This is a genomic window from Marinobacter sp. W-8 (assembly GCF_044342215.1).
GTDB lineage: Bacteria > Pseudomonadota > Gammaproteobacteria > Pseudomonadales > Oleiphilaceae > Marinobacter > Marinobacter nauticus.
Window position 1 is genome coordinate 3,260,813 of the sequence record NZ_CP172297.1, and the last position, 18,725, is coordinate 3,279,537.

15 protein-coding genes are annotated in these 18,725 nt (G+C 57.2%); 11 read left to right on the forward strand and 4 right to left on the reverse strand.

The genetic code is table 11. The features are described 5' to 3' along the window. Window positions 1-472 precede the first annotated feature (472 nt). Window positions 473-1,837: a KamA family radical SAM protein gene (locus tag ACF8YQ_RS15205; RefSeq protein WP_396621887.1), complete on the forward strand. Its 1,365-nt coding sequence runs from the start codon at window positions 473-475 to the stop codon at window positions 1,835-1,837. An 82-nt stretch (window positions 1,838-1,919) separates the two neighbouring features. Here ACF8YQ_RS15205 and trxA read toward each other — a convergent pair whose 3' ends face one another. Beyond that, a complete protein-coding gene (gene trxA, locus ACF8YQ_RS15210) occupies window positions 1,920-2,783 on the reverse strand; it encodes a thioredoxin (RefSeq protein WP_396621888.1) in 864 nt (287 codons plus the stop codon). A gap of 138 nt (window positions 2,784-2,921) precedes the next feature. On the opposite strand from trxA, the gene lon reads away from it, so the two are divergent. Continuing rightward, the gene (lon, locus tag ACF8YQ_RS15215) at window positions 2,922-5,372 is read left to right on the forward strand and encodes an endopeptidase La (RefSeq protein ID WP_121207592.1); all 2,451 of its coding nucleotides are present in this window, start codon (window positions 2,922-2,924) and stop codon (window positions 5,370-5,372) included. Between the two features lie 47 nt (window positions 5,373-5,419). Here the strand turns inward: lon and ACF8YQ_RS15220 are convergent, their stop codons facing one another. Beyond that, window positions 5,420-5,944 carry a MarR family winged helix-turn-helix transcriptional regulator gene (locus tag ACF8YQ_RS15220; protein WP_396621889.1) on the reverse strand — a complete coding sequence of 175 codons (525 nt, stop codon included), beginning with the start codon at window positions 5,942-5,944 and terminating at the stop codon, window positions 5,420-5,422. Between the two features lie 175 nt (window positions 5,945-6,119). On the opposite strand from ACF8YQ_RS15220, the gene ACF8YQ_RS15225 reads away from it, so the two are divergent. The 6 genes from ACF8YQ_RS15225 to ACF8YQ_RS15250 all read left to right on the forward strand — a co-directional run bounded on the left by ACF8YQ_RS15225 (window position 6,120) and on the right by ACF8YQ_RS15250 (window position 12,136). Beyond that, a complete protein-coding gene (locus ACF8YQ_RS15225) occupies window positions 6,120-7,031 on the forward strand; it encodes a TPR end-of-group domain-containing protein (RefSeq protein ID WP_396621890.1) in 912 nt (303 codons plus the stop codon). 163 nt (window positions 7,032-7,194) lie between these two features. Further along, window positions 7,195-8,307, forward strand: a complete 1,113-nt coding sequence (locus ACF8YQ_RS15230) for a branched-chain amino acid ABC transporter substrate-binding protein (RefSeq protein WP_011786747.1) — start codon at window positions 7,195-7,197, stop codon at window positions 8,305-8,307. Window positions 8,308-8,469: 162 nt separating this feature from the next. Then, on the forward strand, window positions 8,470-9,393 hold the full coding sequence (gene livH / locus ACF8YQ_RS15235; RefSeq protein WP_014422583.1) for a high-affinity branched-chain amino acid ABC transporter permease LivH: 924 nt from the start codon (window positions 8,470-8,472) through the stop codon (window positions 9,391-9,393). Beyond that, the gene (locus tag ACF8YQ_RS15240) at window positions 9,393-10,664 is read left to right on the forward strand and encodes a high-affinity branched-chain amino acid ABC transporter permease LivM (protein ID WP_396621891.1); all 1,272 of its coding nucleotides are present in this window, start codon (window positions 9,393-9,395) and stop codon (window positions 10,662-10,664) included. Before livH ends, ACF8YQ_RS15240 begins: the two co-directional genes overlap by 1 nt. A 5-nt stretch (window positions 10,665-10,669) precedes the next feature. Beyond that, on the forward strand, window positions 10,670-11,425 hold the full coding sequence (livG, locus tag ACF8YQ_RS15245; protein ID WP_011786750.1) for a high-affinity branched-chain amino acid ABC transporter ATP-binding protein LivG: 756 nt from the start codon (window positions 10,670-10,672) through the stop codon (window positions 11,423-11,425). A gap of 9 nt (window positions 11,426-11,434) precedes the next feature. Continuing rightward, entirely contained in the window at window positions 11,435-12,136 is a 702-nt protein-coding gene (locus ACF8YQ_RS15250; RefSeq protein WP_222533963.1) for an ABC transporter ATP-binding protein, read from the forward strand. 67 nt (window positions 12,137-12,203) lie between these two features. Here ACF8YQ_RS15250 and ACF8YQ_RS15255 read toward each other — a convergent pair whose 3' ends face one another. After that, a complete protein-coding gene (locus ACF8YQ_RS15255; RefSeq protein ID WP_041655081.1) occupies window positions 12,204-12,632 on the reverse strand; it encodes a hypothetical protein in 429 nt (142 codons plus the stop codon). Window positions 12,633-12,941: 309 nt separating this feature from the next. Here ACF8YQ_RS15255 and ACF8YQ_RS15260 point away from each other — a divergent pair, with 309 nt between their 5' ends. The 3 genes from ACF8YQ_RS15260 (at window position 12,942) to ACF8YQ_RS15270 (ending at window position 16,199) form a co-directional block, all read left to right on the forward strand. After that, window positions 12,942-13,406 carry a DUF3015 domain-containing protein gene (locus ACF8YQ_RS15260; RefSeq protein ID WP_011786753.1) on the forward strand — a complete coding sequence of 155 codons (465 nt, stop codon included), beginning with the start codon at window positions 12,942-12,944 and terminating at the stop codon, window positions 13,404-13,406. A gap of 79 nt (window positions 13,407-13,485) precedes the next feature. Beyond that, entirely contained in the window at window positions 13,486-15,354 is a 1,869-nt protein-coding gene (locus ACF8YQ_RS15265; RefSeq protein ID WP_396623316.1) for a DUF4105 domain-containing protein, read from the forward strand. Further along, entirely contained in the window at window positions 15,324-16,199 is an 876-nt protein-coding gene (locus ACF8YQ_RS15270; protein ID WP_396621892.1) for an alpha/beta hydrolase, read from the forward strand. Before ACF8YQ_RS15265 ends, ACF8YQ_RS15270 begins: the two co-directional genes overlap by 31 nt. A gap of 213 nt (window positions 16,200-16,412) precedes the next feature. Here ACF8YQ_RS15270 and pnp read toward each other — a convergent pair whose 3' ends face one another. Then, window positions 16,413-18,527 (reverse strand): polyribonucleotide nucleotidyltransferase, encoded by a 2,115-nt coding sequence (gene pnp / locus ACF8YQ_RS15275; protein ID WP_396623317.1) that lies wholly within the window; start codon window positions 18,525-18,527, stop codon window positions 16,413-16,415. Window positions 18,528-18,725: the final 198 nt, after the last annotated feature.

The following is an 18,725-nucleotide window of genomic DNA, read 5'->3' on the forward strand; positions in this document are numbered from 1 at the left end:
GTTATCGGTATGGCTTTTGGCACGGACCGATTGCGCGGAGAATGGTTCTGCCAGCCCTGACTATCCAGCAGAAGCAAAACTTTCGTTTTTTTACTACAAAATGACACTAAGAAACAAACAAACACCTGTTTGAATGGCGGATAGCCGCCATTTATTTAGATTACTTACGCAATAATGGCGATATTCCGATCACGAAACAACCGATCTCCGACCAAGGTCGAACCCTCTCCCAGCGCTCATTTACATCAACACACTAAGCATAATCTAAAACTGTCGTTCACGACTTTTCGCATCCTTTAACGACAAATAGGCGCTAATACCGACTGAACGACCGAAAACCCTCGCCCGGACCTCCGTTTTATTAATTAGACCTGAAAATAAATTATGATTTATGTATACTTGCCTGCCCGTTTTTTAACCAGTGAAGGAGGCACACCTCCTTTTGTCTTTGGCTCACAACAGAGGGCGATCCATGAACTCCATCGTCACCTTTCCGAACCGAATTCCGGTTCAGGAATTCGAGGAGCGCCGGTTCAAGGTTTTTACCGACCGCCAGCTCGACAAGATTGAGGCGATCCAGAATCTCCCCGAGGAAACCCTGTTTGAAATGAAAGTGGTGGCCAGCGTGCTGCCCTTCCGGGTTAACGAATATGTGATCAACGAACTGATCAACTGGGACAAGGTGCCCAACGACCCGATCTATCAACTGGTCTTTCCCCAGAAAGGCATGCTCAAGGACGAACATTACGAGCGCATGGCGCAACTGCACCGGGAAGGCGCCGACAAGAAAGACATCCAGGCCGCCGCCAAGGAAATCCGCGACGCACTGAACCCACACCCGGCCGGGCAGATGGAAATGAACATGCCTGAACTGGACGGCGAGGTGCTGGACGGCGTGCAGCATAAGTACCGCGAAACCGTGCTGTTCTTCCCATCCCAAGGCCAGACCTGCCACAGCTACTGCACCTTCTGCTTCCGCTGGGCACAGTTTGTCGGTGACAAAGACCTGAAAATGGCCAGCACCGATGCCGAGAAACTGCACGGCTACCTGCAGGAACACACCGAAGTGACCGACCTGCTGGTGACCGGCGGTGACCCCATGGTAATGAAGACCAAGAACCTGGTGCAGTACCTGGAACCGCTGCTTCAGCCGGAGTTCGACCACATCCAGACCATCCGCATCGGCACCAAGGCCCTCACCTTCTGGCCGTACCGTTTCGTGACCGACAAGGATGCCGACGAGCTGATCGAACTGTTTGCCAAGCTGGTTGATGCCGGCAAGCACGTGGCCATCATGGCCCACTACAACCACTGGCAGGAAATCACCACCGACATCGCGGAAGAGGCCATCCGCCGCATTCGCGCCACCGGTGCCGAGATCCGCGCCCAGGGCCCGCTGATCAAGCATGTGAACGACGATGCCGATGCCTGGGCCAAGCTGTGGAAGAAAGAAGTGAAGCTGGGCATCATCCCCTACTACATGTTTGTAGAGCGGGACACCGGCGCCAAGAACTACTTCGAAGTGCCCCTGGCTGAGGCCTACCACATTTACCGTGAGGCCATGAAGCAGGTCAGCGGCCTGGCCCGCACCGCCCGCGGCCCCAGCATGAGCGCCGGCCCCGGCAAGGTGGAGATCCAGGGCATCACCGAAATCAAGGGCGAGAAGGTCTTCGTACTGCGCTTCCTGCAGGGCCGCAACCCGGACTGGGTGCAGCGCCCGTTCTTCGCCAAGTACAGCGAAACGGCCACCTGGCTGCATGAGCTGGAGCCTGCCTTCGGGGAGGAGAAGTTCTTCTTTGAGGATGAGTTTGAGGCGATGAAGAAGGGGAATGGCTGACCGCTCAGCCTGCACTAACCAAAAAGGCCGGAGGATTACCCTTCCGGCCTTTTATTTCCAGTCAGATAAACAAACATACCGTTCAATGCATTAACGTATACAGCTTCCTACGATACGTGCGCACATCCGGATTGTTGTTGCCCAGTTTCTCAAACAGCTCCACCAATGTGGTTTTGGCGACGCCGTCCTTGTAGGTGCTGTCGGCCTGCATCAGCCGGATCAGCAAATCCATGGCCTCCGCGTTTTTGTCCTGCAAAACCATGTGCAGGGACAACTGATGCAGGGCCTCAGGATCTTTCGGGTTGGCTTCAAGTTTTGCCTCCAACTCCACCTGCGCGGGCAGTTCACCCGACTGTTTGAGGAACTTCACCCTGGCCGCCAGCTGCTTGGCTTTGTGCTGCATTTTTTCTTCCGGCGGCAGGCTGTTGAGCACCTGTTCGGCGGTATCCAGATCGCCCTGCTCGGCTTTCAACTGGGCCAGGTCAATCAGCACGTCCAGGTTTTCCGGGTCTTTCTGGTTCAACTCCGTGAGGATGGCCAGAGCTCCATCCACATCACCCGCGTCCCAAAGAGCGTGGGCTTTCTCGTAAGGGTCTTCTGCCGGGGCTTGAACGTGCTTTTCCAGAATCTTGCGAATCTCGCTCTCTGGCAGTGCACCGTTAAAGCCATCCACGGCCTGACCATTCTTCACCAGAATGATGGTCGGCAGACTGCGCACTCCCAGGGAGGCCGTCAGTTCCTGCTGTTCGTCGGCATTCACCTTGGCCAACTGGAAGTTACCCTGATATTCCTCCGCCAGCTTTTGCAGAATCGGCATCAGCTGTTTGCAGGGCGCGCACCACTCCGCCCATACATCCACCAGAATCGGCGTGGTGGCAGAGGCTTCCATCACTTTCTGCTGAAAGTTGTCGGCGGTGGCATCAAAGATATGCGGCGAATTGCTCATATGTCGGGAACCTGAACCAGAATGAATGAAATTGTCTGAAGATATGGAGCCAGCGGCGGAAAAATCAAGCCAGCTTGAAAACCCGGCTTTTGTCGTTACATAGGTCTTTAACCACTCACGCCTTGAGAGCAATCCGGTATGAATGACGAGAACCGCAAAGACTCCCTGGAAGAATTTGAAGAAGACGTGACCGAATACATCGGCAAAGACGAAAACAGCAAGAGCCTGGCGCTGCCACAGCAGGTTATGCCGCAGCGCATGTATATTCTGCCGGTCTCCAACCGGCCGTTCTTTCCTGCTCAGGTACAGCCAGTCATGGTCAACCAGGACCCCTGGCAGGAAACCCTGAAGCGGGTTGGTGAAACCGATCATCGGGTTCTGGGCATCTGCTTTGTCGAGAATCCAGAAGCCGAAAACGGCATTCCGGAGAGTGAAGACCTTGAGACCATGGGCTGCGCCGTGCGCGTGCATCAAGCCCAGAATGAGAGTGGCAAGGTTCAGTTCATTGCCCAGGGTCTGCAACGGTTCAGAATTGTCCAGTGGCTTCGCCGTCGCCCACCTTATCTGGTGGAAGTCGAATACCCACAGGAGCCCGAAGAACCGGCCGACGAACTCAAGGCCTACACCCTGGCCATCATCAGCGCCATCAAGGAACTGCTGCGCACCAACCCGCTTTATGGCGAAGAAGTGAAGCAATATCTGTCCCGCTTCGGGCCCGATGACAGCTCACCCCTTGCGGACTTCGGTGCATCCATGACCAGCGCTCCGGGTCGCGAACTTCAGGATGTTCTTGATACCGTGCCCCTGCTCCGGCGCATGGAAAAAGTACTGCTGCTGATGCGTAAGGAGCAGGAGGTCGCCCGCCTGCAATCCGAGATCAACGAGGAAGTGAACGAGAAGGTGCAGAAGCACCAGCGGGAGTTTTTCCTGCGCGAGCAGTTGAAAGTGATCCAGCGGGAGCTGGGCATTGCCAAGGATGACAAGACGGCGGACGTGGAACGCTTCGAAGAGCGAATGGCGAAACTGAATCCGCCGGAAGCCGTGCAGGAGCGATTCAAGGATGAAATCCAGAAACTGCAGGTGCTGGAGCAGGGCTCACCGGAATACGGGGTAACCCGCAACTATCTGGACTGGATAACGCAGGTACCCTGGGGCGTGCATTCACAGGATCATTTTGATCTGGCCGAGGCCCGCAAGATTCTGGACCGGGACCATGACGGCCTGGACGATGTAAAGGACCGGATCATTGAATTTCTGGCTGAAGGCACGTTCAAGGGCGAAGTGAGCGGCTCCATACTGCTGCTGGTCGGCCCGCCCGGGGTCGGTAAAACCTCTATCGGCCATTCGGTAGCGGATGCCCTGGGCCGGGAGTTCTACCGTTTCAGCGTGGGCGGCATGCGGGATGAAGCCGAAATCAAGGGACACCGTCGCACCTACATCGGCGCCATGCCCGGAAAGTTCGTACAGGCCCTGAAAGACAGCAAAGTGGCCAACCCGGTGATCATGCTCGACGAGATCGACAAGATCGGCAGCTCTTACCAGGGCGACCCGGCCTCAGCCTTGCTGGAAACCCTGGACCCGGAACAGAACAGGGAGTTCCTGGATCACTACCTGGATGTGCGCATGGACCTCTCGAAAGTGCTCTTCATCTGTACCGCCAACCAGTTGGACACGATCCCCCGGCCGCTGCTGGACCGGATGGACGTGATCCGCCTGTCCGGCTACATCGGCGAAGAAAAACTGGCCATTGCCAAACATTACCTGGTACCTCGCTTGCTCAAACGGGCGGGCCTGCTGAAGAAGCAGCTGAACATCAGCGACGCTGCCATTCGCCAGGTGATTGAGGGCTACGCCCGGGAAGCCGGCGTGCGGAATCTGGAGAAGCTGCTGCACAAGATTGTCCGCAAGGGCATCGTGCGCCTGCTGGAAAACCCGGATGACCCGGTTCGAGTGGGTGTTGGCGATCTGACCGACTATCTCGGCCAGCCGGCATTCAAGAAGGAGAAGTCCCTGAAAGGCACCGGCGTGGTGACGGGCCTGGCCTGGACCGCCATGGGCGGCGCCACTCTCAGCATTGAGGCCTCACGCATTCACAGCAGCCAGCGGGGCTTCAAGCTCACCGGACAACTGGGAGATGTGATGAAGGAATCGGCCGAAATCGCCTACAGCTTCGTGTCCTCCAACCTCAAGCGGTTCAAGGGTGACCCGACTTTCTTCGACAAATCCTTTGTCCACCTGCACGTGCCCGAGGGTGCAACGCCAAAAGACGGGCCGAGCGCCGGCATCACCATGGCCACCGCCCTGTTGTCCATTGCCCGCAAGGAAGCACCGCAACAGAACCTGGCCATGACCGGGGAACTGACGTTAACCGGGCAGGTCCTGCCCGTGGGTGGCATTCGGGAAAAGGTGATTGCCGCACGCCGACAGAAGATCAATAACCTGATCCTGCCGGAAGCGAATCGCGGGGATTACGAGGAGCTTCCCGATTATCTGAAAGAAGGTATCTCGGTGAACTTTGCCAAACACTACAACGATGTGTTCCAGGTGTGTTTTGGCAACAAGCCGAAGCAGGGATCAAGCGTTCATTAATGAACTGCTGAGGCCGGCCCTCGATCAGGGCCGGTCTCAAAACCAGGTCAGGGCTTTTCTTTCCAGCCGTCGTCTTTCAGAACCGAACCAACGGTCAGCACCGGTGAAGCATCAATATCATCGGCATCCATCATGTTGGCCACGCGCTGCAACGAGGCCAGAATCATGGTCTGCTCCCACTCCGCCAGGCTCTGAAACTTCTGGATGAAGTCCTCCTGCAGAGGGTTGGGCGCACGAGCCAGAATCTCAGCACCTTCCTCCGTGAGATGGGCGTGAACCTTGCGCTTGTCTCTCGTGCTGCGAACCCGGTACACCAGTTTGCGATGCTCCAGTCTGTCGAGAATGGTCGTCACCGTGGCCTGGCTGAGACTCACGTTCTCGGCAATCGTGCCGATCGTAACCTCACCCAGATCCCGGATGGTGCGCATGATCAGCAACTGGGGGCCGGTAAGCCCGGCGTGCTTGCTGAGTCGCTTGGAATGAAGATCCGTGGCCCGGATTACCCGGCGTAATGCCACCAAAACCTGCTCATAGCTGTTCACATCCGTCCCCCGGAAGAGATGTCTGACCATTATTTATACCACTAATTATTAGAGGTCTTTGCACCAAGGATTGCAAGTGTGCAGTTTTGCTAGCTTGCTTTCTTGTTGGCATTACCCCCTCCGGTGGGCAATGCAGCATTATTTCTGCCAGCCACTATGCTAAGGTCAGCAATCGCTTCAATTCACTGACTGATGGATCTGGTTAATGATCAGGTATTACCTCATGTTCGCCCTCGCGCTCACTTTTGTCGGCCAGGCTAATGCCCAGCAACAACAACTCGGCCCGGAAGAAGAGCTGACCGCGGAAGACGTAGAGGAAAGCACACGAACCCTGGAAAAACCCATGTATACCCCGTTTGTGGAGCTTTACCTGCTGGAGGAGACCAAGGCACTGCGCCAGGAGATGCAGAATACCCGGGCGGAACTGATCGAGAAAGTGGTGGACAAGGAACTGTCCGTGGCCGACAAAACCATGTCCTACGCCACCGACACGGTGACTTACTTTTTCTACCTGATCGCCGGCGCCACCTCCATTCTGGTGGTGATTGGCTGGAACTCCATCCGCGACATGCGCAACCAGCTGACCAGCCTGGCCGAGAAACGGGTAAACGAGCTGGTGGTGGAATATGAACAGCGCCTGAAGTCCATTGAGGAACAACTGCAGCAGAAGTCCGAGATTATTCATCAGAACCAGGCTGAGATTGAGCGCACCAACGAGGTGCATGCGCTCTGGCTGAAGGCAAGCCAGGAGACCTCACAACAGAACAAGATCGCCGCCTACGACCAGATTCTTGACCTGCGCCCCGACGATGTTGAGGCATTGAGCTATAAAGCCGACGCTGTACTCGAAATGCAGGAGCCCCTCTGGGCCATCAGCCTGTGCCAGCGGGCACTGAAACTGGCACCAGACAACGGCCACGCTCACTACCAGCTGGCGTGCGCCTATGCCGAGATCGGCCGTTGGGAAGATGCCGTCAGCAATCTGGAAAAAGCCATTGATATCGCGGAAGCCTATCGCGACGACGCATCGGTTGACCCTAGCTTCGAACAGCTGCACGATCACGAAAGTTTCAGGAATCTTGTCTTTCAAGATAAGGACGACAGCACGGACGCGTGACACTGCTCAGGACGGCACGGCGTTTGCTAATTCTTTCCCGATAGCTGCGCCGTGTTCCAGAGCGGACACCCTGGCCTGATTTGCTTGACAAGCAACAGACTGTGGTGTTTGTTTAAGTCTCTGAGAACATAAGAATAACCCTGACACAAACAGGAAAAACACGATGAAAACCTCCGTAAAGAAACTCGCTACCGCTGTAGGCGCGTCCGTTGCTCTGATGGCTGCCGGCCAGGCCGCCGCTGAAATTAAAGTTGGTATTGCCGGCCCGATGACCGGTCCCGTTGCCCAGTATGGCGACATGCAGTTCTCTGGTGCCCGCATGGCCATCGAGCGCATTAACGCCGCCGGTGGTGTTATGGGTGAAGACCTGGTGGCCGTGGAAGTGGACGACGTGTGCGACCCGAAACAGGCCGTCACCGTTGCCAACCGTCTGGTCAATGAAGGTGTTCGCTACGTGGTGGGCCACCTGTGTTCCAGCTCCACCCAGCCGGCGTCTGACATCTATGAAGACGAAGGCATTCTGATGATCACGCCGGCCTCCACCAGCCCGGAAATCACCGAGCGCGGCTACGAACTGGTGTTTCGCACCATCGGCCTGGACAGCATGCAGGGGCCGGTTGCCGGCAACTACATTGCCAGCCAGAGCCCCGAGCGCGTGGCCATCGTGCACGACAAGCAGCAGTACGGTGAAGGTATTGCCACCGCCGTACGCGACACCCTGCAGGATGCCGGCATCGAAATCGCCATGTTTGAGGGCATTACCGCCGGTGACAAGGACTTCTCTTCCCTCGTCACCAAAATCAAACAGGCCGATGTCGATTACGTGTACTACGGCGGTTACCACCCTGAGCTGGGTCTGATCCTCCGCCAGGCACGCCAGTCTGACGTAGATGCCAAGTTCATGGGCCCGGAAGGCGTGGGGAACAAAGACATCAACACCATCGCGGGTGAAGCCGCCGAAGGCCTGCTGGTTACCCTGCCCCCCAGCTTCGACCAGAAAGAGGAAAACCAGGAGCTGATCGCCGCCTTTGATGCCAAAGGTGAAGATCCCTCCGGTCCCTTCGTACTCACCTCCTATGCCGCCGTACAGCTGATTGCGGAAGGCATTGAAGCGGCCGACTCAAAAGATCCGTTCGATGTGGCCCAGGCCCTTCGTACCGGAAGCTTCGAGACCCCCATCGGCACCGTTCAGTACGACAAAGCCGGCGACATGAAGTCGTTCGAGTTTGTGGTGTACGAATGGCATTCAGACGGTAGTAAAACTCCGGTAAACTGAGCCAAAATCGTTAACTAACGGTAATAATGAGAGCACCTTCCCACCGCGATCCGGGGGAAGGTGTTTTTCTGGGCTCCTGCAGACCCTCACTGCATCCGCACCGGCGACACCAGTGATCGGTCGCAGCCAGGCGAGGGAGCGGGCTTTCGGAGTTCCACAAACATGCAAGACCTCCTGTATTTTTTTCAACAGCTCATTAACGGGCTGACGATCGGGAGCACTTACGCCCTGATCGCCATCGGCTACACGATGGTTTACGGCATCATCGGCATGATCAACTTTGCCCATGGTGAGGTTTACATGATCGGCGCCTACACCGCGCTGATCGCCATAACGGGCCTGGCCACCCTCGGTATCGCCTGGTTACCCCTAGTACTGATCGTTGCGCTTATATGCGCGGTGATTGTCTCCAGCTCCATGGGATGGGCCGTGGAACGAGTGGCCTATCGGCCGGTACGCGGGCGTCACCGCCTGATTCCACTGATCTCCGCCATCGGCATGTCCATCTTCCTGCAGAATTATGTCCACCTCGCCCAGGGCTCCCGCAACATCGGCTTCCCGGCGTTGATTGAAGGTGGTTTCCAGTTCGGCTCCGAAGATACCTTCCCGATGTCCATCTCCTACATTCAGATCACCATCTTCATCACTACCCTGATCTGTATGACCGCACTTTCCCTGTTCATCTCCCGCTCCCGTATCGGCAGGGCCTGCCGCGCGGTCTCGCAGGATCTCGGCATGGCAAACCTGCTGGGCATCGATACCAACCGCATCATCTCGGCAACCTTCGTGATTGGTGCAGCCCTCGCAGCCGTCGCCGGCTTGTTGCTTGGTATGTATTACGGGTCTGTGGATCCACTCTTCGGCTTTATTGCCGGCCTGAAAGCCTTCACCGCAGCCGTCCTTGGCGGTATCGGCAGCATTCCCGGCGCCATGCTGGGCGGCCTCATCCTCGGCGTTGCCGAGAGTATGACCTCGGGCTACCTGAGTGGTGAATACAAAGATGTGGTGTCGTTCAGCCTGCTCATTCTGATTCTGCTGTTCAAACCCACCGGACTGCTGGGCAAACCGGAGGTTGAGAAGATCTGATGGCTGCCAACAATTTCAGACACGCGCTCTTCTGCGCGATCATCACACTGATTATTTCCTACCCGATCATCGGCTTTAATCTGGAAGCCCAGGGCATCAGCGTGACCCTGACCGGCGCCGACACCAGCACAGTCGTCCTCGTGTTGCTGGCCGCGGTGATCGTGTTCCTGTTCCAGTTGTTCCGGGATCAGATCATGGGCGGGCTCAAGAGCATCCCCAGCCCAATGCCCAAAACCCAGAAGGAGCCGATGGCCGAGAACAAGCGGGCGAAAATCGAATCCTGGGTGCTTACCGGCATTGTCGTTCTGGCCCTGTTCTGGCCCTTCTTCGTTTCCCGAGGTGCTGTGGATCTGGCCACTCTGGTCCTGATCTACGTCATGCTGGCACTGGGCCTGAACGTCGTGGTCGGTCTTGCCGGCCTGCTGGACCTTGGCTACGTGGCGTTCTACGCGGTTGGCGCCTACACCTTTGCCCTGCTGTCCCAATACGCCGGCATCTCCTTCTGGATGGCGCTGCCTATCGGGGCTTGCCTGGCGGCCTTGTTTGGCCTGGTTCTGGGCTTCCCGGTGCTGCGGTTACGAGGGGACTATCTCGCCATCGTCACCCTCGGCTTCGGTGAAATCATCCGGATTCTGCTCAATAACTGGACGGCCGTCACCGGCGGCCCCAACGGCATTGGCGGCATTCCCGACCCTACCCTGTTCGGCATGGAATTCGGCCGTAGGGTGCGCGAAGAAGGCAACACCTCCTTCCATGAGACCTTCGGTATCGCCTACAGCGGCGAGCACAAGGTGATATTCCTTTACCTGATCGCTCTGGTTCTGGCCGTGATCACAGCCCTGATCATCCGCCGGTTCATGCGCATGCCCGTTGGCCGTGCCTGGGAAGCCCTGCGGGAGGACGAGATTGCGGCCCGATCCCTGGGACTGAGCCGCACCGCGGTAAAGCTCTCCGCCTTTACCATTGGCGCGTTCTTTGCCGGGTTTGCCGGCACTGTATTTGCCTCCAAGCAGGGCTTTATCAGCCCGGAGTCGTTTGTGTTCCTTGAGTCTGCCATCATCCTGGCGATCGTGGTGCTCGGCGGCATGGGATCGCAGCTGGGCGTCGTGCTTGCAGCCGTTGCCGTGACCATCCTGCCGGAACTGGCCCGGGAGTTTTCCGACTACCGGATGCTGGTGTTCGGTGCCGCCATGGTGCTGATGATGGTCTGGCGGCCACAGGGGCTGATGCCCATGCGCCGCATTCACATTGAACTCAGACGCCAGGAGTGACAGACATGTTAGAAGTACAGAATCTGTCCATGCGCTTCGGCGGCCTGCTGGCAGTCGACCAGGTAAGCCTGGACGTGCAGGAACACGAAATAGTCTCCATCATCGGCCCCAACGGGGCCGGCAAAACCACGGTCTTCAACTGCATCAGTGGTTTTTACAAGCCCACGGGCGGGAAGATCCTGTTTGAAGGTAATGAAGTCCAGGGTAAACCGGACTACAAGATTTCCCGACTGGGCATGGTGCGAACGTTCCAGCACGTGCGCCTGTTCGGCCAGATGACCGTAGTGGAAAACCTGCTGGTGGCCCAGCATCGGCACCTGAACACCAACCTGATATCCGGCCTGATCAAGACACCCGACTACCGGGAGCGGGAACGCAAGTCCCTTGACCGGGCCGCCTACTGGCTGGATCGGGTTGGCCTGCTGGAACTGGCCAACCGGGAGGCCGGCAACCTGGCCTATGGCCAGCAGCGCCGGCTGGAAATTGCACGCTGCATGGTGACCGAACCGAAACTGCTGATGCTGGACGAACCAGCCGCAGGCCTGAACCCGGCGGAAACCAAAGACCTCAACCAGCTGATTGTCAGCCTGAAAGAGGACTACAACGTTTCCGTATTGCTGATTGAGCACGATATGAGCCTGGTTATGGACATCTCAGACCGGATTACCGTCATCAACCAGGGACGCCCCCTGGCTGCCGGCACACCGGACGAAGTTCGCCAGAACGACGATGTGATCAAAGCCTATCTGGGCGAGGCCTGAGGAGACACCATGCTGGTACTGGAAGACGTACATACCCACTATGGCAAAATCGAGGCCCTGCACGGCGTATCCGTGGAAGTGAAGAAGGGCGAGATTGTGTCACTGATCGGCGCCAACGGCGCCGGCAAAACCACGCTGCTGATGACCGTCTGCGGCAGCCCGCAGGCCAGCTCAGGGCGGGTGATTCTGGAAGGCCGCGACATTACCAATGAAGCCACCTCCAACATCATGCGCTCCGGCATTGCCATTGTGCCCGAAGGCCGCCGGGTGTTTCCCGGGCTGACGGTGGAAGAGAACCTGCACATGGGCGGTTTCTTCAACACCAAATCGGAAATCCGCAAAAGCCAGGATCACGTTTATGAGCTGTTCCCGAGGCTGAAAGAGCGTGAACATCAGCGGGCCGGCACCATGTCCGGCGGTGAACAGCAAATGCTGGCCATCGGCCGGGCGCTGATGAGCAAACCCAGAATGATCATTCTGGACGAACCGTCACTGGGGCTGGCGCCGATCATCATTCAGCAGATCTTCGAGATCATCGGCCAGTTGAGAGAGGAAGGGATTACGGTGTTCCTGGTGGAGCAGAACGCTCACCAGGCCCTGAGCCTGGCAGACCGGGGCTATGTGCTGGAAACCGGCCGTATCCGCCTGCACGACACCGGCACGAACCTGCTGGCCAATCCGGAAGTGAGGGATGCCTACCTGGGTGGTTAACCCACTCTAGAACCAAAAAAGCCGGAGGCAATCAGCGCTCCGGCTTTTCTTTGGGACTCACAAAAGCTTACTTGATGCTCTTGATGGTGCCCTTGTAGCCTTCAACGGTTACGTTGATGGTACCGAAAACAACGAAGTCTTCAGTTTCAACGGTGTAACGCGGAGCTACGATGATGTCTGCGCCAGAAGACTCAATGGCCTTGTAAGCTGCTGCAGACTTGGCCTTGGCAACCGGATCGCCAAAGGGCAGGCCACCGCCGGTGGATCCACCGTAGGAAACGCCGTCAGAGAACTGCTTGTCGCTACCGATGGTGAAGAACAGAACCTTGGTAACGGAAGCCTTGCCAGAAATCTTCTCGCCTACTTCAACGTCTGCTTTCACGTCTGTCTGCAGAGGAGCAGTAACAGGCATGGAGCTGGAGCTTACGTTGAGGGAGGAACAACCGGACATAGCGCCGGCCAGAACGAGTGTTGATGCAATAAGCGCTTTTTTCAAAACAAACTCTCCATATGTTGTTGCATGGCCCTCATGGCCGCGCGCACTATACTGAAATACACTCTATATAACAATAGCGGCTAACAGATGATTTTTTGTTCGATTTAGAAATATGAACACATGTTCGTATTTCTGTGTATCAGGCCGCTACCTTTTTTAACAGTGGCTTAACTTGCGATTTCAGGTTTTGATCTATACTCAAACAGACGGTCTTTTAACCAAACCAGACACTGGCCGTTGTCTTGCAGCCACGGAATTCGAACGCTGCAGGGTATGCGACAAAGCTATAACCACAGAAAGGAGTGGATAATGAAAAAACTGATCGCAGGTGCAATTCTTCTTGGTGCTTCCTCCATGGCGTTCGCACAGCCCGGCTGTGGCGTGGGTGCCATGATCTGGAAAGGGCAGTCCGGCATTGCTCCACATGTCCTGGCCGCTACCACCAACGGAACCTTCGGTAACCAGACCTTCGGCATGACCACCGGCACTCTGGGTTGCCAGACCAACCAGTCTGTTCAATCCATGGCCATGTACATGGACAGCAACATCGATAAGGTTGCCCGCGACATGTCCCGCGGTTCTGGCGAAAACCTGGATACTCTGGCAGTCCTGCTGGGTGTAGAAGAAACTGACCGTGATACCTTCCGCAAAGTACTGCAAGACAACTTTGCTTCCATTTTCCCCAACGCTGATACCACCTCAGGTGAAGCCGTAGACGCCATCGTGGCCCTGCTGGAGCAGAACGACGCTCTGAGCAAATACGTGGCCGCCTGATCACGGGCGACAATGGAACAGAATGGCGCCAGGGACGGCGCACAAACCCCAGAGCCACCAATCCGGAACTACCAACTCCATGGGCTTTACCCTTCGCACCGGGCAGGCCGTTTTATGGCTTGCATGCAGTACCGCCTGGGCACAGGCAGAAACCGTTACACTGCCTGACAACCTTCACCTTCATCCAACCTGGCTGACCCTCGGCCACTATCATCAGGACAGGTTCGGTTCCGATTACACCAGCCAGGCCGATGACCCGGCGTTCTTTCTGAGTGACAACGGCAAGACATCGCCCAGAGCCGAGCTGGAAGCCACCCTGGAGGCCATACAACGTCCCGGAGGTGGTGATAGCCACGCCCGCTGTCGATTCCCGGCCCGGGATGCCTGGCTGAGAGAACAACTGGAGTTGCCGGATACACCGGTAAACTGCCCCGCTTTCGAGGAATGGGCAGGCACACTGAATACCGAGAAAGTCACCCTGGTGTTTGCTGCGTCCTACCTGAACAGTCCCTCATCCATGTTCGGACACACCTTCTTGCGGCTCGATCCCCCCCAGGATGACGAAGAAACCGATCTGCTGCTTGCCAACACTATTTCCTACGCAGCCGATGCCGCTGAACATGACAGCGAGTTGTTGTTTGCCTATCGGGGTATTTTCGGGGGCTATCCAGGCATTACCTCCATCAAGCCCTATTACGAAATGATCCGGCTGTACAACGACATCGAACACCGGGATCTCTGGGAGTACACCCTGAATCTCGACCAACAGGAGGTTGACACCCTGCTGGCCCATACCTGGGAAATTCAGGACAAGAACTTTGATTACTATTTCTTCGATGAGAACTGCGCCTACCGCCTGTTAGCCCTGATCGATGCCGCCCGCCCGGGAACAGACCTGCTCGACGAAGTAAGCACTCACGCTATCCCGTCTGACACCGTGCGCTGGGTGAGAGATGCCGGCCTGCTTGAAAGCATCCATTACCGCCCGTCTGCCGCCACCTCGGTAGCCCATAGCCTGGACAGCCTGCCCGCAGACCACCAGACCATCGCCGCAGCCTTGGCCAATGGCTATGTGGCAGTGAACGACCCGGAAGTCCGTAAGCTTGGTAAAGACGACCGCGCCCAACTCCTGGATGCCACGTACGATTACGTACGCTACCAGAGCGAAGCCGAAGGCTGGCCCCGGGAACACGCGGCGCCGCTGTCTCATCAACTACTGGTCGCCCGCAGCCAGATTGAGGATGCGGCAGAACTTCCAGACGTGCCCGAACCGGAGATCCGCGACGATCAGGGGCATGACACCTTTCGCCTGAGTCTCGGTTCCGGCCAGCTCGCCCACAGCGATTTCACCCAGTTGACCATCCGGCCGGCCTACCACGACGTACTGGATCCGCCCGCCGGTTACCGTACCGGTGCACAGCTTCAATTCCTGCGCCTGGACGCCAGGCTCTACCACAAAAACGACGAACTTCAGGTGGAACAGATCACCGGCGTGGAAATACGCTCCCTGAGCCCCCGGAACCAGTTCTTTGCACCGATCTCCTGGCAAGTTGGCTTCGGCGGCCGCCGCACGGACACCGGCAATGACCGCGTACTGGCCCCCTATCTCGAAGGCGGAGCCGGCGGCAGCTGGAGCCTGGGCCAGAACACCCAAGCCTTCACCATTGCCACGGCCGATGTGGAAATCGATGATGACATCAAGCGGGGCTACGATTTCGCACCGGGCGCAGACCTCGGCCTGCTGCACCAGAACAACCGCTTCAGCCTGCTGACCGGCGTAAAAACCAAAGCCTGGATCGTCAGCAGCCAACACCGGCAAGACCAGTTTTACGCCGAAGCCAACTGGCACATTGGCCGGGAATTCAGCCTATTCGCCAAATTCACCCGGGAAGACCACTACGACAGGTACCAAAGCACATGGCAAGCCGGCCTACACGCTTACTTCTGAATACCAAAACGGCTCTCATCACCCTGCTGGCCATCACCACGCTGCTGCAAACCGGATGCAGCAGCGTGTTCTTCTATCCGGACAATGCCACTTACATCACCCCGGACCGACTCAACCTGGAATACGAAGACATCTACCTCAAGACCGCGGACGGCGAAACCCTCCACGGCTGGTGGCTCCCTGCCCTCACCGACGAACCCGCCAAGGGCACCATCTACTACCTGCACGGCAACGCCCAGAACATCAGCGCACACATCCTCAACGCCGCCTGGCTGCCAGAACAGGGCTACAACGTGTTCACCATCGATTATCGCGGTTACGGCCAATCCACCGGCGCCCCCGATATCGAAGGCGCACTGCACGACGTGGAAACCGGACTGCGCTGGCTGGCCCAACGCCGCGCCGATAGTGAACACCCGCTCTATATCCTCGGCCAAAGCCTCGGCGGCGCCCTCGGTATCGCCCTGGCCAGCGAATGGGTGCAGCGAGACGAACAACCAGAGCTAAACGGCATCATCCTCGACGGCACCTTCTCCGGCTTCCGCTACATTGCCCGGGAAAAACTCGACCTTTTCTGGCTCACCTGGCCGTTCCAGTACCCCCTGAGCTGGACCATCCCGGATGACTACGAAGGCACCGACAAGATCGCAGGCGTGTCACCGGTGCCGGTGATGATTATCCACAGCGTTCGGGATGGCATCATTCCGTTTGAGCACGGTGTCCGGTTGTATGAGGCGGCGGAGCAACCCAAGGAGTTCTTGCAGACCGATACGCCCCATGCGGCGACGTTTGTGATTCCCGCATACAGGGAGGCAGTACTGGAATTCATGAAAAAAGACCTTTAGAGGCAAGCACAAGGTCTAGCGCAGCGGTTGTGGGAAGCCTTTCCAAAAGTCTTGAGGGCCATGGACGGCCCGAAAGAAGCGCACATGGATGTGCTCGTAGCGTCTTTTGGAAAGGCTTCCCACAACCGCTGCAGGCACTAAAACTACAAGGCCCATAAACGACAAAACCCGCCAGACTTGAAGCCGGGCGGGTTTTTCTAACCAAGAATCATCTTAGTCAGCGAAGTCAGTCGGCTGCTCGCCTTCCTTAACTTCCTTCATGGACAGCTTAACGCGACCACGGTTGTCCACATCCAGCACCTTGACCAGAACTTCCTGACCTTCGCTCAGCTCGTCAGTGACGTTCTCGATACGGCGCTCGGAGATCTGGGAAATGTGCACCAGACCATCCTTGCCAGGCAGGATGTTAACGAAGGCACCGAAGTCCACAATGCGCTCAACGCGGCCCTTGTAGATAGCACCCACTTCGATCTCGGCAGTGATTTCCTTCACCCGATTCACGGCGGCTTGTGCAGCTGCTGCGTTGTCGGCGTAGATCTTCACGTTGCCGTCGTCGTCCAGGTCGATAGACGCACCGGTTTCGTCGCAGATACCACGGATGGTAGCGCCACCCTTACCGATAACATCACGGATCTTGTCCGGATGGATCTTGATGGTAGTGATGCTCGGCGCACGCTCAGACAGCTCGGCGCGGGGCTCGGCGATCACTTTGTTCATCTCGTCCAGGATGTGCAGACGCGCAGCGTTGGCCTGCTCCAGGGCGATTTCCATGATTTCGTCGGTAATACCCTGGATTTTGATATCCATCTGCAGCGCAGTAACGCCGTCTTTGGTACCGGCAACCTTGAAATCCATGTCGCCCAGGTGGTCTTCGTCACCCAGGATGTCAGTCAGGACCGCGAACTTGTCGCCTTCCTTGACCAGACCCATGGCGATACCGGCCACCGGCGCCTTCAGGGGCACACCAGCGTCCATCAGGGCCAGGGAAGAACCACACACGGAAGCCATGGAGCTGGAACCGTTGGATTCAGTGATCTCGGAAACCGCACGAATGGCATACGGGAACTCTTCGATGGTCGGCATAACCGCGGCTACACCACGCTTGGCCAGACGACCGTGACCAATTTCACGACGGCCCGGGCTGCCCATGCGGCCAGCTTCACCTACGGAGTACGGAGGGAAGTTGTAGTGGAACAGGAACGGGTCCTTGCGCTCACCTTCCAGGGCATCGATGATCTGCACGTCACGGGTGGTACCCAGCGTAGCGGTAACGATAGCCTGGGTCTCACCACGGGTGAACAGGGCGGAACCGTGAACGGACGGCAGTACGCCAACTTCCACCTTGATCGGGCGAACGGTCTTGTTGTCACGGCCATCGATACGCGGCTTGCCTTCGATAACCTGCAGACGAACGACAGACTTCTCGACCTTGCCGAAGTACTTCTTCACTTCCTCTTCGGAAGGCTGGCCTTCTTCTTCACCGGCCAGTTTTTCAACGGCAGCAGATTTGATCTCACCCAGACGCTCGTAACGGGCCATCTTGTCGCGAATCGCGTAGGCTTCTTCGATGGCACCACCGAACTCGGCCTTGATGGCGTTCAGCAGCTCAGTGTTTTCCGCCTCGGGCTGCCATTCCCAGCGCGGCTTGCCGTTCTCGGCAGCAAATTCCTTGATGGCAGTGATCGCAGTCTGCATTTCCTGGTGGCCGAACAGTACGGCGCCCAGCATCTGGTCCTCTGTCAGGCCTTTGGCCTCGGACTCAACCATCAGCACCGCTTCGTCGGTACCGGCCACAACCATGTCCAGCAGGGAAGTGCTGAGCTCTTCGAAGGTCGGGTTCAGGAAGTAGCCTTTCTCGTTGGTGTAACCCACACGGGCAGCACCAATCGGGCCGTCGAACGGGATACCGGAGATGGCCAGGGCTGCAGATGCAGCAATCATGGCAGCGATATCCGGATCGTGGTTCTTGCTGGCAGACATAACCGTCAGCACAACCTGAACTTCGTTCATGTAGCCGTTCGGGAACAGCGGGCGAATCGGACGGTCGATCAGGCGGGAGGTCAGCGTCTCTTTCTCGGACGGACGACCTTCACGCTTGAAGAAGCCACCCGGGATTTTACCGGCGGCGTAGGTTTTTTCCTGGTAGTTCACAGTCAGGGGGAAGAAGCCCTGGCCCGGCTTGGGCTCTTTGGCGCCAACAACGGTGCCCAGAACGGCAGTGTCGCCGGTGCTTACCAGTACCGAGCCGGTTGCCTGACGGGCAATACGACCGGTTTCCAGGGTGAAGGTTTCCCCACCCATTTCAAATGTCTTGATACGTGGTTGCAGTTCCACAATAAACTCCTGCATTTTCAGCGGTTTTGATTCTGGCCAATGACCCATTCATTCGCCATTTTCCAACAACTGCAGCAGTCTGATCAGTGAACCGAAAGGCAACCCGTCTGAAAGCTAACAGGCTGTTGCAAAACCCCGGCCAGAGTTCCCGGGCTTTTCAACAACCTGCTATCAATAGCGGCTTTCCATTGT